We start from the raw sequence: 13270 nt of genomic DNA on the forward strand, positions 1-13270 counted from the left end.
GCGTCCCCGCCGGCAGCAACCCGCCGCCAGCCTACGCCAGCGGATGCCGGCGCACCCAGCGCTGCCAGCCGTAGTACACCGGCACGCCCAGCGCGATGATGACCAGGCTCATGCCGGCATCGCGCGGCGCGTGGATCGCGCTGGCGACGATCACGCCGAACACGGTGACGACGAAGATCAGCGGCAGCAACGGGTAGAACGGCACCCGGTACGGCGCCGGCTCGTCGATGAAATGCTTGCGGTACCAGAACAGCGTGCCGATGCCGAACACGTGGCCCAGCCACTCGCCGACCGTGGTGTAGTTGAGCAGCTGGCCGAAGGTGCCGGACAGCGCCAGCACCACCGCCCACGCCCCGAGCACGGCCAGCGCCACCTGCGGTGCACGGGTGCGCGGGTCGACCCGCCCCGCGGCGCGGAAGAACACCCCGTCGGCACCCATCGTCTGCAGCACGCGCGCACCACCGGCAACCGCGATCGCGCAATAACCGAAGGTGGAGCAGGCGATGCCGACCGCGATCACGGTGGCGCCGCGCTCGCCGAACAGGCGGCGCAGCAGGTCCGCCGCCGGCGCGTCGCTGGCGGCGAGGCCGGCATGCCCCAGGCCGGAGAGATAGGCGCAGTTGGCCAGCAGGTAGCAGATCACCACGCCGGTCATGCCCATGCCCAACGCGCGCGGCAGGGTGCGCTGCGGATTGCGCACCTCCCCGGCCAGGTCGTTGAGGTAGTGGAATCCGCCATAGGAAAACAGCACCGGCAGCAGCGCACCGGCGAACGCCCACGGCGAGGCTGGCGTGGCCGGCTGGCCGATCAGCGCCACGCCCAGGTGTTCGTGCGCCAGCACCAGGCCGGTGATCACCAGCAGCGCGATCGCCAGCAGCTTGAGCACGGTGAACACGTTCTGCAGCCAGGCGCCGGCGCGAATGCCGAACAGGTTGATGCCCACGATGAACACGATCGCGCCCACCGCCACCGGCTTCACGTAACCCTGCCCGCCAAGCCCCAGCGCGCTGCACAGGTATTCGGCGAACATCGTCGCCACTGCCGCCACGCTGCCGGGATAGTTGATCAGCGCCATCGTCCAGCCGAACAGGAACGCCGGCATCAGGCCGAACGCCTCGCGCAGGTAGACGTAGATGCCGCCCGCCTGCGGCCGCCGCGCACCCAGTTCGGCGTAGCACAGCACGCCGGCCAGGGTCAGTCCGCCGCCGATCGCCCACAGGATCAGCAGTTCGACGCCCGATGACGTATGCCGCGCCACCGTCGACGGGGTGAGGAAAATGCCCGCACCGATGACGCCGCCGATGACGATCATCGCGGCGTCCCAGGTGTTCAGGCGGCGGGCGTAGGCATTGGCGGGTTCGGTCAGCACGCCGGCTACCTTGCCATTGTCGGGGACGCTTTCACCAGTCCCGTCTGGCACGGGACCGCGCGCAACGCCGGCCAGCGCTGCTAGATTGCGCCGATGCCGTTGCCCGATCACCCCGCCCGACTCGCCCTCGCCACCTGTACCGCGCGCCCCTGGATCGACCCGGACGACGCGCACCTCGCCGCCACGCTGGCGCAACTCGGCGTACCGCCGACGGTGTGCGTGTGGAACGACGCGCAGGTCGACTGGTCGGCATTCGACCTCGTGCTGATCCGCACGATCTGGGACTACCACAAGCACCCCGCGGCGTTCGGGCAATGGCTGGATCGCCTCGACCGGCTCGGCGTCGCCATGTTGAACGACAGCCGCCTGCTGCGCTGGAACAGCGACAAGCGCTACCTGTTCGAACTCGCGCGCCTGGGCGTGGCGACCATCCCGACCCGGCTGGCGCACGGCAGCGAACTGGCGCGCGTGCTGGCGTCGATGCCCGGCGCGTCGGTGGTGGTCAAGCCGACGATCAGCGGCGGCGCGTGGCAGACCCTGCGTGGCGAGGTCGGCGACGATGCGTTCGCCGCGTCCGTGGCGCAGTTGCCGACGGCGCTGGATTACCTGGTGCAGCCGTACCTTTCCGAAATCGCCGGCGCCGGCGAGTGGTCGCTGCTGTATTTCGGCGGTGAGTACAGCCATGCGGTCATCAAGTACCCCGCCGCCGGCGACTACCGCGTGCAGGAAGAGCACGGCGGTCGCAGCGAACCGGCAGTGCCCGATGCCGCCGCGCGCGCCGCTGCCGGACGCGCCCTGGCTACGCTCGCCGTGGCAGGCCACGACATGCCGGCGTATGCGCGGGTGGATGGCGTGGTCAGCGGCGGGCGTTTCGTGCTGATGGAACTGGAGCTGATCGAACCGTCGCTGTTCCTCGCCGGGCAACCGCAGGCGGCCGAGCGCTTCGCGCACCTGCTGGCCAACCATCCTGCGCTTCGGCGTGCCGCGCTATCTTCGCCCAGCCATTGAAGCCAACCACCGGAAACCTTGCTGCATGACCGTCAACGATCCGTCCACCGAGTCCGTGCAGGAAGCCGATGCGCTGCCTCGCCACACCACGCCGACCTGGGAGGTCGAACTGCTGATCTCCGGCGTGGCGGTATTCGCCATGCTGCAGCTGCCGGGCTGGCTGGACGATCGCATGTATGCGCTGATTCCGCGCTTCAACGAGGCCACGGTGGCGGCGCTCATCACCGTGTTCGTCTACCTGAAATCGGCGGCGCTGATCCTGGCGATCACCTTCACCCTGCACCTGATCCTGCGCGCGCAGTGGATCGCCCTGGTCGGCCTGCACTCGGTGTTCCCCGAAGGCGTGCATTGGGAACGCCTGCGCATGGGCCCGGTGCGACGCGCCCTGGAACAGCAGCGCCTGGCGCCGGCCGGCATCGGCATCGAGCGCGCGGACAATCGCGCCACGGTGGTATTCGCGCTGGGCGTGATGCTTGGCATCCTGCTGCTGGTGATCTGTCTCGTCGCCAGCGTCGTGTTCGGCGTCACCGGAACGCTGCAGCGGGCGTTCGACCTCCGCGTCGACCTGTTCGACTTCGTGCTCCCCGTCTTTGCCGCGGTGATGCTTCCGTTCCTGGTGGCGCACCTGATCGATCGCCGGTTCGGCAGCCGGCTGGCGCCGACAGGCTGGCTGCGGCGCGTTCTGGGGGCGACCTTGCGGTTCTACGCGCGAATCGGCGTCGGCCGCACCCAGTACGTCTGGTTGCTGGTCTCCAGCCGCATCGGCGAAGTCCGCTTCGTGCTGCTCGTCTGGCTGATCGTCGCGCCCACGGCGATCTTCGGGGCGCTGACCCTGCTGCCTTCGGGCTCTCCCTACCGATTGGGCGAGTACGCGGCCTTCCCGTACCTTGCCAACGGCAGCCATGCGATCAATGCCGCCTACTACGACGACCAGCGCGACCTGATCCGCGACCCTGCCGTGCCCTACATCCAGAGCGCCGTCATCGACTCGCCGTATCTCCGGCTGGTCGTGCCCTACCAGCCCGGCCGCGACGCTGCGGCCCTGCGGCGGCAGTGCGCGGCGGGGCTCGACATGACAGAAGCGCAAGCCCGCGCCGAACACACGCTCGACTGCCTGGGCAAGCTGCACGCGGTGACCCTGGACGGCAAGCCCGTGGCCGGCCTGCGCTACGAAACCGGCAGCGACGCGCGGGCACGACGGCCGGCGCTGGTGGCGATGATCGACGTGCGCCCGCTCGCGCCCGGCCGCCACGAACTGCGGGTGGCCAACGCGCCACCCGCGCCCGGCCGCAAGCCGGAACGCGACCCGATCGACGAGTACGTGATCCCGTTCTGGCGCTGAACGCCCGGGCGAGGCTGCGTACAATGCCAAGGCCCCCAGCACGCCAGGCCGCGCTCCCCAGATGTCCGCCCCGCGGAAAATCCTGCACATCGACATGGATGCGTTCTACGCCTCGGTGGAGCAGCGCGATGATCCCGCGTTGCGCGGCAAGCCGGTGGCGGTGGCCTGGCGCGGCGCGCGCTCGGTGGTGTGCGCGGCCAGCTACGAGGCGCGCGTGTTCGGTGTGCGCTCGGCGATGCCGGCGATCAGCGCCGAACGCCTGTGTCCGCAGCTGGTGTTCGTGCCGCCGGACTTCGTGCGCTACAAGGCGGTGTCGCGACAGATCCGCGAGATCTTCGCCCGCCACACCGACCTGATCGAGCCGCTGTCGCTGGACGAGGCCTACCTCGACGTCACCACCACGAAAACCGCGCTGCCCTCGGCCACCGCCACCGCCGAGGCGATCCGCACGGCGATCCGCGCAGAGACCGCACTGACCGCCTCCGCCGGCGTGGCGCCGAACAAGTTCCTGGCCAAGATCGCCTCGGACTGGAACAAGCCCGACGGCCTGTGCGTGATCCGCCCGCGCCAGGTGCTGGACTTCCTCACGCCGCTGCCGGTGGGTCGCCTGCCCGGCGTGGGCAAGGTGATGGAGGGCAAGCTCGCCGCGCTGGGCATCGCCACCGTGGGGGAGTTGCGCGCGCTCGCCGTCGCCACGCTCGAGTTGCGTTTCGGGCGTTGGGGCCGGCGCCTGCACGAGTTGGCCCACGGCATCGACGAGCATCCCGTGCAGCCGGAGCGACCCACGCTGCAGATCTCCGCCGAGGACACCTTCGAGCACGACTTGCCGCTGGACGAGCTGGAGCCGCACATTCGCCGCCTGGCCGACAAGGCGTGGAGCGGCTATCAGCGCGAACGCGAACGGGTCGCCCGCACCGTCGTGCTGAAACTGAAAACGGCCGACTTCCACACCCTGACCCGCAGCCTCACACCGCCGCAGCGGCCACGTTCGGCACGCGAGCTGGGCGAGATCGCCTGCACGTTGCGCGAGCGCGTGGAACGCCCGACGACCACGCGCTATCGGCTGGTCGGCGTGGGGCTCGCCGGTTTCGTCGACCGCGACAGCTACCAGGCACAGACGGACCTGTTCGACACCGCCACGTCCTGACCCGCACGCGGGAGCGGTTAACGGGATCGCGGGGGTTGCGCCTAGGAGAACGCGATGCTGGCGATCGCGCCGTTGGCGTCGGTGCGCGGGCGCATCGCGACATCCCAGCCATACAGTTCGCACAGGCGGCGCACGATCGCCAGGCCCAGGCCGGCGCCGCTGCCGCCGGCGCCCTCCCCGCGCACGCCGCGCTGGAACAAGCGCTCGGCTTCCTCCGGCTTGATCCCCGGGCCGGTGTCGATCACCTCGACGCCGCCATCGCCGACCACCACCTGCACGCTGCCCTCCAGCGTGTACTTGATCGCGTTGCCGATCAGGTTGGTCAGCGCCACCGCCAGCACCGAGGCCGGCGCGTTGACGCTGACCGCGCCGCGCACGTCCAGCTCGATCGTCAGCGGCTTGCCGCGCATCTGCGGGCGCTGGCTCTCGATCACGTCGGCGGCGACCTTGCCGACGTCGGTGGTCTCGCCGCGGGTGGGGCCGCGCCGTTCGGCGCGCGACAGCAGCAGCAGCGCCTCGATCAGCTCGGTGGCCTGGCGCGAGGCGCGCTCGATCCGCTTGAGCCGTTCGGCCAGCTTGGGCGTGAGGTCGGGCGAACCCTGCAGCAGCTCGGTGGTGCTGGCGATCACCGCCAGTGGCGTGCGCAGTTCATGGCTGACGTCGGAGTTGAACTCGCGGTCGCGCTCGACCATCGCGGTGAGCCGCGCCGAATACTCGTCCAGCGCATGCGCCAGCTCGCCCACCTCGTCGTCGGCGAAATGCGGCGCCAGCGGCTCGGCCTTGCCGGCCCTGCGGAAATCGCGCAGGCGGTTGGCCAGTTCGCTGACCGGCTTGAGCACCTTGCGCGACAGCCACACGCCGATCGCCAGCGAGAGCACGCTGAACAGGAACACCACGAGCACCAGCGCGGTGATGAGTTGACGCTTGCCCAGTTCCTCGCGACTCACGTCGTAGCGCACGAAACCTATGATGCCGTCCTTGCGCCGCACCGCCAGCTTGTAGTGCCGGGGGCGACCCTGTTCGTCCACGTCGTTCATGTCGTAGACACCGGTGGAAAGCCCCTGCCAATCCAGCGGTGCCTTGTAGATGGTGCGGTCACTCCACAACCAGGCGTCGATCAGTTCGGAGCTGGCCTGCTGGTCGGGGTGCGCGATCACCTTGTCGACCGCCTGGTCCACGTCGTGCTGCAGCGCCGACACCACCAGTTGATCCTCCACCTTGGCGCGCACGTACAGCGAGGCCACGGCAAACAACGCGCTGAGGCCGAAGCCGAACAGCGCGAAGGAGACGATCAAGCGGTAACGAAGCTTACGCCTGGACTGCATCCGGCTCGACCATGCGGTAGCCAATGCCGTGCCGCGTGTGGATAAGCGGCTTGCCGAACGGCTTGTCGATCGCCGCGCGCAGGCCGTGGATGTGCACGCGCAGGGAGTCGGAATCGGGCAACTCCTCGCCCCACACGCGCTGCTCCAGGTCCTGCCGGGTGACCACCGACGGGCTCGCTTCCATCAGCGCCTGCAACAGCTTCAGGCCGATCGGGTTCAACTGGATCGACTTGCCCTCGCGATTCACGGTGAGCGTGTCGAGGTTGAAGGTAAGGTCGGCCACCTTCAGCACGCGGCTCTGCGGGCCCTTGCCGCGGCGCGCCAGCACCTCCAGCCGCGCAGCCAGCTCCTGCAGCGCGAACGGCTTGGTCATGTAATCGTCGGCGCCGGACTCGAAGCCGGTGAGCTTCTGTTCCAGCGCATCGCGCGCGGTTAGCATCAGGATCGGGGTCTGCTTGTGCGCCTCGTGGCGCAGCTTGCGCGCCACCTCCAGGCCATCCATGCCGGGCAGGGTCAGATCCAGCACGATCACGTCGAAATCGTGCACCACCGCCAGGTGCAGTCCGGTCACGCCGTCGCCGGCGAAATCGACCACGTTGCCGCGGTCCTCCAGGTAATCGCCGATGTTGGTGGCGATGTCGCTGTTGTCTTCTATCACCAATACGCGCATGTGCCACTCCTGCACAACCGGCGCCGGGCCGGTGGGATTGCCAGCTTAACAAGCTTGCGTGAACGCGGCGCTGAAAGATGGCGACTTTCAATCTCCCGGCCATGGCGAGGACACGGCCAGAGCATGGCGAGGGCATGGCGGGGGCATGGATGCCCGAGTTGAGGCAATGCATGGAGCAATTGCCCGATGCCCGAGTTGAGGCAACGCCGGAGCAGTGATCCGATGGCCGGACGCGGATCCGGCACACCGGCGCCTGATTCCCGGATTCTCCAAGAAAAAGGCCCAGATGCACGACTCGCCGTCGCCCACCTGGACCCAAACAACTGCCCCGCTACCATCACCTGCCATCCATCACGGGCTCACCCGCCGACAGACAACGCGGAACTTATAGCGAGATACAGGTTAGATGCCGGTTAACTCCCGCGCCGGGCCACGTGCCGTTCGAGATGACCCACGATCGCACCGGCCACGTCGACACCGGAGGCAGCCTCGATGCCTTCGAGTCCGGGCGAGGCGTTGACCTCCAGCAGCAGCGGGCCGCGCCGGGAGCGCAGCAGGTCGACGCCGGCGATGCCCAGGCCCAGCGCGGCGGCGGCCTTGACCGCGAGGCGCTTCTCCTCCGCGCTCAGGTTCGCCGCCACGGCGCTGCCGCCGCGGTGCAGGTTGGCGCGGAAATCGCCCGGGCTGGCCTCGCGCTGCATCGCTGCAACCACTTTCCTGCCGACCACGAAGCAGCGGATGTCGCTCCCGTTCGCCTCGGCGATGAACTCCTGCACCAGGAAATTCGCGTACAGGCCACGGAACGCCTCGATCACGCTCTGCGAGCCGCTGCGCTTCTCCGCCAGCACCACGCCGGTGCCCTGGCTGCCTTCGTTGAGCTTGATCACGTGCGGCGGCTCGCCGAGCAGGGCCAGCACGTCGGCGGTGTCGTCCGGGTTGTCGCCGAACACGGTGACCGGCATGTCGATACCCTGCGCGGCGAGGATCTGCAGGCAGCGCAGCTTGTCGCGCGCGCGCAGCACCGCATCGGACGGGTTGGGCGTGTACACGCCCATCATCTCCAGCTGGCGCAGCACCGCGGTGCCGTAGAACGTGGTGGAGGTGCCGATGCGCGGAATCACCGCGTCAATGTCGCGCAGCGGCTTGCCGTTGTAGCGGATCGCCACCGCGCCGGGCGCGATGCGCACGTAGCAGCGCAGCGGATCGAGCACGCGCACCACGTGGCCGCGCTCGCGGGCCGCCTCGACCAGGCGCTTGGTCGAATACAGCCGGGTGTTGCGCGACAGGATGGCGATCTTCATGCGGGGCTCGCGACGTCCGTGGCGGGTGTCGGCCACGGCGAGGGTTGGGTATAGGAAAGCGAGGGGTCGACGACGAAACGCCCGGCCAGCGCGGTGCGCCCGAGCAGCAGCGGAAACAGCATATGGCGGCGATCGGTGAGGTTGATGTCAACGCTGAAGCGCGTCCCCGCCAGCTCCACCTCACTGCGGATGAACCAGCGCTCGGAGCGGCGCCCGCCGGTGTCGGTGACCATGCGCCGGTCCACGGCGCGGGCCTCGGCGTGCACCACCGGTGTGCGTCGTCCGGGATGCAGCGAGAAGCGCAGCCACACCTCGCCGTCGCGCCGGAACGGTTCCAGCGTGTCGACATGCAACGAGCTGCTGCGCGCCCCGGTATCGAGCTTGGCCTTGAGCCGCGCGATACCCAACGCCGGCAGGGCGAGTCGCTCGCGCCAACCCAGGATCACCAGCCGTGCAGCGATCGGATCCGCCATGGTTCGAGACAGTTCGCAAATCGCGGGATCGGGGAGTGGAGCGGGTGAAGGGAATCGAATTCACAACATCCCAGAACCCGCCGAGGCCTTGACACACAAGGGTTTAGCCAAGTTTTGGAGCCGAGAAAACGATACCTCAGGCGATACCTTTAGAAGATACCACGAGGCAATATTAGGCCGCCATTCTTGACGGAACGGCGGTTATGGTGCTGTTAGGTGGGCGGCAGCAGCGGCGGCGATTTGTTGGCGTGTTCGCTCGCTATCCGCGCCCGCCAACTTGTCCCGGATGATGACCAGCACGCCCAGGACTTCCGCAGGGGTGAGCGAAGCCGAAGCCGCCAAAGCCATCACACGGCCCAGCCCCTCCACATCCGCCGCCGCCAGTTTCTGACCGGCCGCCGCTTCCAACACTTCCCCAAGCTTTCGGAGGCGCGCGGCTTGTTCTTGGCGCTGGGTTTGACGAAGGCGAGCGCGGGCCTTTTTGAGGGTGGCGGCGCGGGCGTCGAGTTTCTGTTTTTTGGTTTCGGTGGCGGTAGTGGTTGTCATTTCGTGCGCTCCTTTATTCGTTAGCCTGTCCTGATTGAAACAAAAAAAGGAGATGGCGCAAGGGGTCCGCAATGGATTAAGTCAGCGCGAAAAACATAGAGCGCAGTTTATTAGACAAGTGTCGCGCGAAACTTCCAATGAAAAGCCGCTGGAAATGTCGCCCATAAGAAAAGAGCAAGGAACCCATACACCAGCCTCACCTACGGTTTCGGCTGGTGTATGGCCGGAAAGCCTTGAAACCATTGCGTGGCAAGGCTTTGGCGGCGCTTTCAAGGTGTATACATTTTCTTGTGGAAAATGCTGAAAAGCCAAACTCCATAAGGCTTTAGAGGTGTTTACAGATACCCCCTTGCCAACTCTCCCATTTCTGTTTGACTGATAGGGAGATAAATAATCACGGGGGAGCCATGTCAAAGGTCGTTTCTATTCGTGTCGCCGATGGCGACCACAGCACGCTAAAAAAGCGCGCCAAAGCGCAAGGCTTGACGCTGGGGCGTTATTGCCGCCGGGCGCTTGAACGCGCCGCAGACGACGAGGAAGGCCGTGCAGGCATCCGCGCCGAAGTGCGCGCCGGTGTGGAGCGCAGCGAGGCGATAGCAGCGAAGCAAGCCGCCGCCGTTCAGGGCCTGATTGACACGCTGGGCCGCGCGCTGGGGCCGGAAGCCTAACCCGTGCTTTCGCACATCGAGCTGACGAGGAAAGGCGGTGGCGCGACGCAAGCGGCGCGCTACCTCTTTGCCAGTGAATATTACATCGGCCGCGAAGGCGAACAGCAGAGCCGCGTTCAATGGCTAGGGCAAGGGGCCGAGGCGCTGGGCCTTGAAGTCGGCGGCCTGGCCGATGTTCAAACCTTGAGCCGACTGCTTGAGGGCTACGCCCCGGACGGTGAAACGAAACTGACCCAGAACGCCGGGCGCGACAACCGACGGTTAGGCCATGACTTGACCTTCTCCGCCGATAAATCCATTTCCCTTCTGTTCGCCGAGGTCAGCCCGGCGGAGCGGGAGCAGTTGCTGGACATCCACCACCGCGCCAGCGAGGCCGCTGTTAGTTTTCTCCAAGGCGAACTCAAAGCCCGGCGCGGGCACGCCGGAGAACGGAGCGTCGGCGTTGCTGGGCTGGTCATGGCCCGCGTTGACCATTTTTCCAGCCGTGAGCTTCAGGCCCAACTCCACAGCCATTTTTGCTTGGCGAACTTGGCCCTTGGGTCAGATGGCAAGTGGTCCACTTTCGACGCCGAAGCGTTCGAGAGCCACAAGCACGCCGCTGGCGCGCTCTACCGCGCCGAGATGGCGCGGGGCCTGCTGGATATGGGCTACCACATCGACAGCCAGCGCGAGCTGGACCGGGACGGCCGAGAAACCGGGCAGACCTGGCACCGGGTGGCCGGTATTGGTCAGGACGCCCTAAAGCACTTTTCTACCCGCCGCCGACAGATTGAGGACTACATGGACGAGCACGGGGCCAGCGCGCAGGAGGCTTGTTTACGAACCCGCCAAGGCAAGGAAGGCGGCGAACCCGACGCCGCCCGAATCATGGAGCAGACCGCCCACGAACTGGACGACCTGCGAGCGCGCGGCGTGGTGGCGTGGCAATCGGCGGCCGATTTGCGCCAGGCCCCCGGCCAGCGGCTGGAAGCCCGCAGCGACGCGCAGATTTTGGAGCACCTTCACGCGCATGAAAGCGGCTGGAGCAAGGCGGCACTGATTGACGCCCTGGCGAAAGAACGCGGCGTCGAACTGGGAGCCGCTGGCGTTCTGGCCGAGGCCGACACCTTCCTAGCCCGCAATGACCTACTGGAACTCACCGCCGACCGCCAAGGGCGGCCGCGCTGGGCGTCGCAGGCACAGCACGACCTGGAGCAAGGCATTACGGCCCGAGCCGTCGCCCGCGCTGATGATTTGGCCGTGCGGGTCGATGGCAGCAAGGTAGACGCCGCCATAGCCGCCCACGAAGCCGACAAAGGTTTTAGCCTCAACGACGAGCAGCGCCGGGCCGTTCGATGGGTCGCCCAGGAAACGGGCGGCGTGGCCTGCCTCACGGGCCGCGCCGGCACCGGCAAGACCGCCACCGCCGGCGCTTACATCAAGGCCTTTCAAGCCAACGGCCAGCGGGTTATCGGGGCGTGCGCCGCGTGGGACGCTGCGGACAAACTGGCCGCCGAAACCGGTCTAGAAACGCACTCAACGGCGGCGCTCTTGTGGGCGCTGGGCGCGAAGAAAACCACACTCACAGCGCGCGATGTGGTCCTAGTTGATGAGGCCGGCATGGTCGGCGCGAAAACCATCGCCAAACTTCAGAACTACATTGACGCGGCCGGGGCCAAACTGGTGCTGGTCGGCGACGCCTTACAGCTCCAACCCGTCGAAGCTGGCGCACCTTTTCGACTGGCACAGGAAGCCATAGGCGACGCAAAACTAACCGAGATTCGCCGGCAGCAAGAAGGCCCCGACCGTGAACTAGCCGCCGCTTTTTACGGCAAGGCCACCGGGGCGGAAATCGTCGGGCAGATGGTGGAGCGCGGCCAACTGCGCGAGCTGGCCACCACCCAAGAAGCGCGGGCGGCGCTGGTCAGCGCCTACCTGGCCGACCCCACGCCGACCCGTGAGAAGTTGGTTATTGCCCCGACGAACGCGGCGGCCCGCGCCCTGACCAGCGCAATCCGAGGCGGCTTGAAAGCGCGCGGCGAACTTCAAGACGCGCAGCCGGTGGAAGTCGCCGGCACACTGAAAGACGAAACCCGCGCGCTGGACGTAGCCACCGGCGACCGTCTGCGCTTTGGCCTGCGCGACAAGCGGCTAGGCGTCAGCAATGGCAGCGTGGGCGTAGTCGAGCAAATCCAAGCCCACAAGAAAGGCCACCGCTTAACCGTCCGCTTGGAGAGCGATATTCCCGGCAGGGATGGCCGGCGGGTGGTGGTGGACACGACCAAATATAAGGCGCTGGACCACGGCTACGCCGGCACCGTCCACAAGGCGCAGGGCCAAGGCAAAGAGAGCGTTTACTGGCACGCCGAAGGCGGCAACGCCGACCGCCATTTAGCGTTGGTCGCGTTCACACGAACCAAGAAACAGCTCCACGCCTTCAGCACGGCGAACGGGCTGGAAAGATTGGAGACAGCGCTGGACGGTTGGCAGCTCAAGCAGAACGCGGCCGAAATGCTTGCCCCTGTTCCCGCCATCGAGGAAGCCCAAAACATAAGCAAAGAGCAGGCGGCCGCGCTGGGCGGTGTCGTCGTTGACTTGCTGGCACGGCGGCGGGCTCAAACGCTTGCCCGCGAGCGGGCGGGACAACAACAAGCGGCGGGCCAGCCGTCGCCCGTTGTCGTCCTGGACACGGCACAGCAAGAGAGAGAAGCACGGCAAGCCCAGGAACGGGAAGCCGCAACGGTGGCAGTGGAGGCCGCAAAGAAAGCACTAGCAACGGCGAGGAAAGACGCAGCCGACCTGTCCGAGAACATCAAGGCGCAGGCGGCCGAACTGAAGCATGTCCGCGAGGAGATAACGGAGGCAGCGGCGGCGCTGGTTCGTCGAAAAACCCGCATAAAAGACTGGGCCGACTTCCAGGAACGCCACCCGTTCAAATCCACTTTAGGAATGATGAGCAAGAAGGAGCAGAAGGCCAAAGCGGCGGCGGCACGGGCCGCCGTATCGGCACCCGAGGCACAGGCCGAACTGGACGCGGCCGCCATGCGAGAGGCAAAAATTTTAGCCGCCCTCCCCAATATGAAAAAGACGATGGCGAAAGCCGTGGCCGCCATCGCGGCCGCTGACGAAGCATTGAAAGGCGCACGAGCCGATACGCGGCGGATGACGGAGGGCCACGCTTGGGAAAACCTCACGCCCGAACAGCAGGCAGTGAAGCGGGCGGCCGAACTGGACGCAGTGCTGGAAAAGGCGTGCGCGTCCTGGTCGCCGCCAACGAGCCACGCGCTGGGGCCGGAGCAACGGCAACCGCAGGGCCAGCGGCAGGCACACCAGCAACAACAAACCCCATTCCAGGCACCCAGGCGGCCGCGTGGGTTTGGCATGGGGCGTTAGCCGCTCTTTCCGGGGATTTATCCCCATCAGCGCTCTTGTTGTTGCCGTT

12 protein-coding genes are annotated in these 13270 nt (G+C 67.0%); 6 read left to right on the forward strand and 6 right to left on the reverse strand.

All coding sequences use genetic code 11. The features are described from left to right. Positions 1–31 precede the first annotated feature (31 nt). Positions 32–1369 carry an APC family permease gene (locus ACVCL3_RS08945; RefSeq protein ID WP_395116078.1) on the reverse strand — a complete coding sequence of 446 codons (1338 nt, stop codon included), beginning with the start codon at positions 1367–1369 and terminating at the stop codon, positions 32–34. Positions 1370–1462: 93 nt separating this feature from the next. Here ACVCL3_RS08945 and ACVCL3_RS08950 point away from each other — a divergent pair, with 93 nt between their 5' ends. The 3 genes from ACVCL3_RS08950 to dinB all read left to right on the forward strand — a co-directional run bounded on the left by ACVCL3_RS08950 (position 1463) and on the right by dinB (position 4866). Continuing rightward, a complete protein-coding gene (locus tag ACVCL3_RS08950; RefSeq protein WP_447101042.1) occupies positions 1463–2377 on the forward strand; it encodes an ATP-grasp domain-containing protein in 915 nt (304 codons plus the stop codon). A gap of 25 nt (positions 2378–2402) precedes the next feature. Further along, complete coding sequence (locus tag ACVCL3_RS08955) at positions 2403–3719, forward strand: hypothetical protein (protein WP_447101043.1); 1317 nt, start codon at positions 2403–2405, stop codon at positions 3717–3719. A gap of 61 nt (positions 3720–3780) precedes the next feature. Further along, positions 3781–4866 (forward strand): DNA polymerase IV, encoded by a 1086-nt coding sequence (dinB, locus tag ACVCL3_RS08960; protein WP_395116072.1) that lies wholly within the window; start codon positions 3781–3783, stop codon positions 4864–4866. Between the two features lie 41 nt (positions 4867–4907). On the opposite strand, the gene ACVCL3_RS08965 is transcribed toward dinB, so the two are convergent. From ACVCL3_RS08965 to ACVCL3_RS08985, 5 genes are all read right to left on the reverse strand, one after another. Then, positions 4908–6191 (reverse strand): sensor histidine kinase, encoded by a 1284-nt coding sequence (locus ACVCL3_RS08965; RefSeq protein WP_395116069.1) that lies wholly within the window; start codon positions 6189–6191, stop codon positions 4908–4910. Then, positions 6175–6861: a response regulator transcription factor gene (locus ACVCL3_RS08970; RefSeq protein WP_395116067.1), complete on the reverse strand. Its 687-nt coding sequence runs from the start codon at positions 6859–6861 to the stop codon at positions 6175–6177. The genes ACVCL3_RS08965 and ACVCL3_RS08970 overlap by 17 nt, the downstream gene beginning before the upstream one ends. A gap of 413 nt (positions 6862–7274) precedes the next feature. After that, positions 7275–8162, reverse strand: coding sequence for a 30S ribosomal protein S6--L-glutamate ligase (gene rimK, locus ACVCL3_RS08975; RefSeq protein ID WP_447097401.1), 888 nt, complete (start codon positions 8160–8162; stop codon positions 7275–7277). Then, positions 8159–8635: an ATP-dependent zinc protease family protein gene (locus tag ACVCL3_RS08980; RefSeq protein WP_447101044.1), complete on the reverse strand. Its 477-nt coding sequence runs from the start codon at positions 8633–8635 to the stop codon at positions 8159–8161. The genes rimK and ACVCL3_RS08980 overlap by 4 nt, the downstream gene beginning before the upstream one ends. A 201-nt stretch (positions 8636–8836) precedes the next feature. Next, complete coding sequence (locus ACVCL3_RS08985; protein WP_447101045.1) at positions 8837–9181, reverse strand: hypothetical protein; 345 nt, start codon at positions 9179–9181, stop codon at positions 8837–8839. A 34-nt stretch (positions 9182–9215) separates the two neighbouring features. Here ACVCL3_RS08985 and ACVCL3_RS08990 point away from each other — a divergent pair, with 34 nt between their 5' ends. The 3 genes from ACVCL3_RS08990 (at position 9216) to mobF (ending at position 13221) form a co-directional block, all read left to right on the forward strand. Further along, on the forward strand, positions 9216–9485 hold the full coding sequence (locus ACVCL3_RS08990) for a hypothetical protein (RefSeq protein WP_447101046.1): 270 nt from the start codon (positions 9216–9218) through the stop codon (positions 9483–9485). A gap of 103 nt (positions 9486–9588) precedes the next feature. Continuing rightward, positions 9589–9849, forward strand: a complete 261-nt coding sequence (locus ACVCL3_RS08995; RefSeq protein ID WP_447101047.1) for a hypothetical protein — start codon at positions 9589–9591, stop codon at positions 9847–9849. Between the two features lie 3 nt (positions 9850–9852). Next, positions 9853–13221: a MobF family relaxase gene (gene mobF, locus ACVCL3_RS09000; protein WP_447101048.1), complete on the forward strand. Its 3369-nt coding sequence runs from the start codon at positions 9853–9855 to the stop codon at positions 13219–13221. Positions 13222–13270 lie beyond the last annotated feature (49 nt).

The organism is Rhodanobacter sp. UC4437_H4 (genome assembly GCF_052978425.1).

Coding starts and splice junctions, on each gene's coding strand:
- ACVCL3_RS08950 (WP_447101042.1), top strand. CDS start 1,463: ATGCCGTTGCCCGATCACCCCGCCCGACTCGCCCTCGCCACCTGTACC.
- ACVCL3_RS08955 (WP_447101043.1), top strand. CDS start 2,403: ATGACCGTCAACGATCCGTCCACCGAGTCCGTGCAGGAAGCCGATGCG.
- dinB (WP_395116072.1), top strand. CDS start 3,781: ATGTCCGCCCCGCGGAAAATCCTGCACATCGACATGGATGCGTTCTAC.
- ACVCL3_RS08965 (WP_395116069.1), bottom strand. CDS start 6,191: ATGCAGTCCAGGCGTAAGCTTCGTTACCGCTTGATCGTCTCCTTCGCG.
- ACVCL3_RS08970 (WP_395116067.1), bottom strand. CDS start 6,861: ATGCGCGTATTGGTGATAGAAGACAACAGCGACATCGCCACCAACATC.
- rimK (WP_447097401.1), bottom strand. CDS start 8,162: ATGAAGATCGCCATCCTGTCGCGCAACACCCGGCTGTATTCGACCAAG.
- ACVCL3_RS08980 (WP_447101044.1), bottom strand. CDS start 8,635: ATGGCGGATCCGATCGCTGCACGGCTGGTGATCCTGGGTTGGCGCGAG.
- ACVCL3_RS08985 (WP_447101045.1), bottom strand. CDS start 9,181: ATGACAACCACTACCGCCACCGAAACCAAAAAACAGAAACTCGACGCC.
- ACVCL3_RS08995 (WP_447101047.1), top strand. CDS start 9,589: ATGTCAAAGGTCGTTTCTATTCGTGTCGCCGATGGCGACCACAGCACG.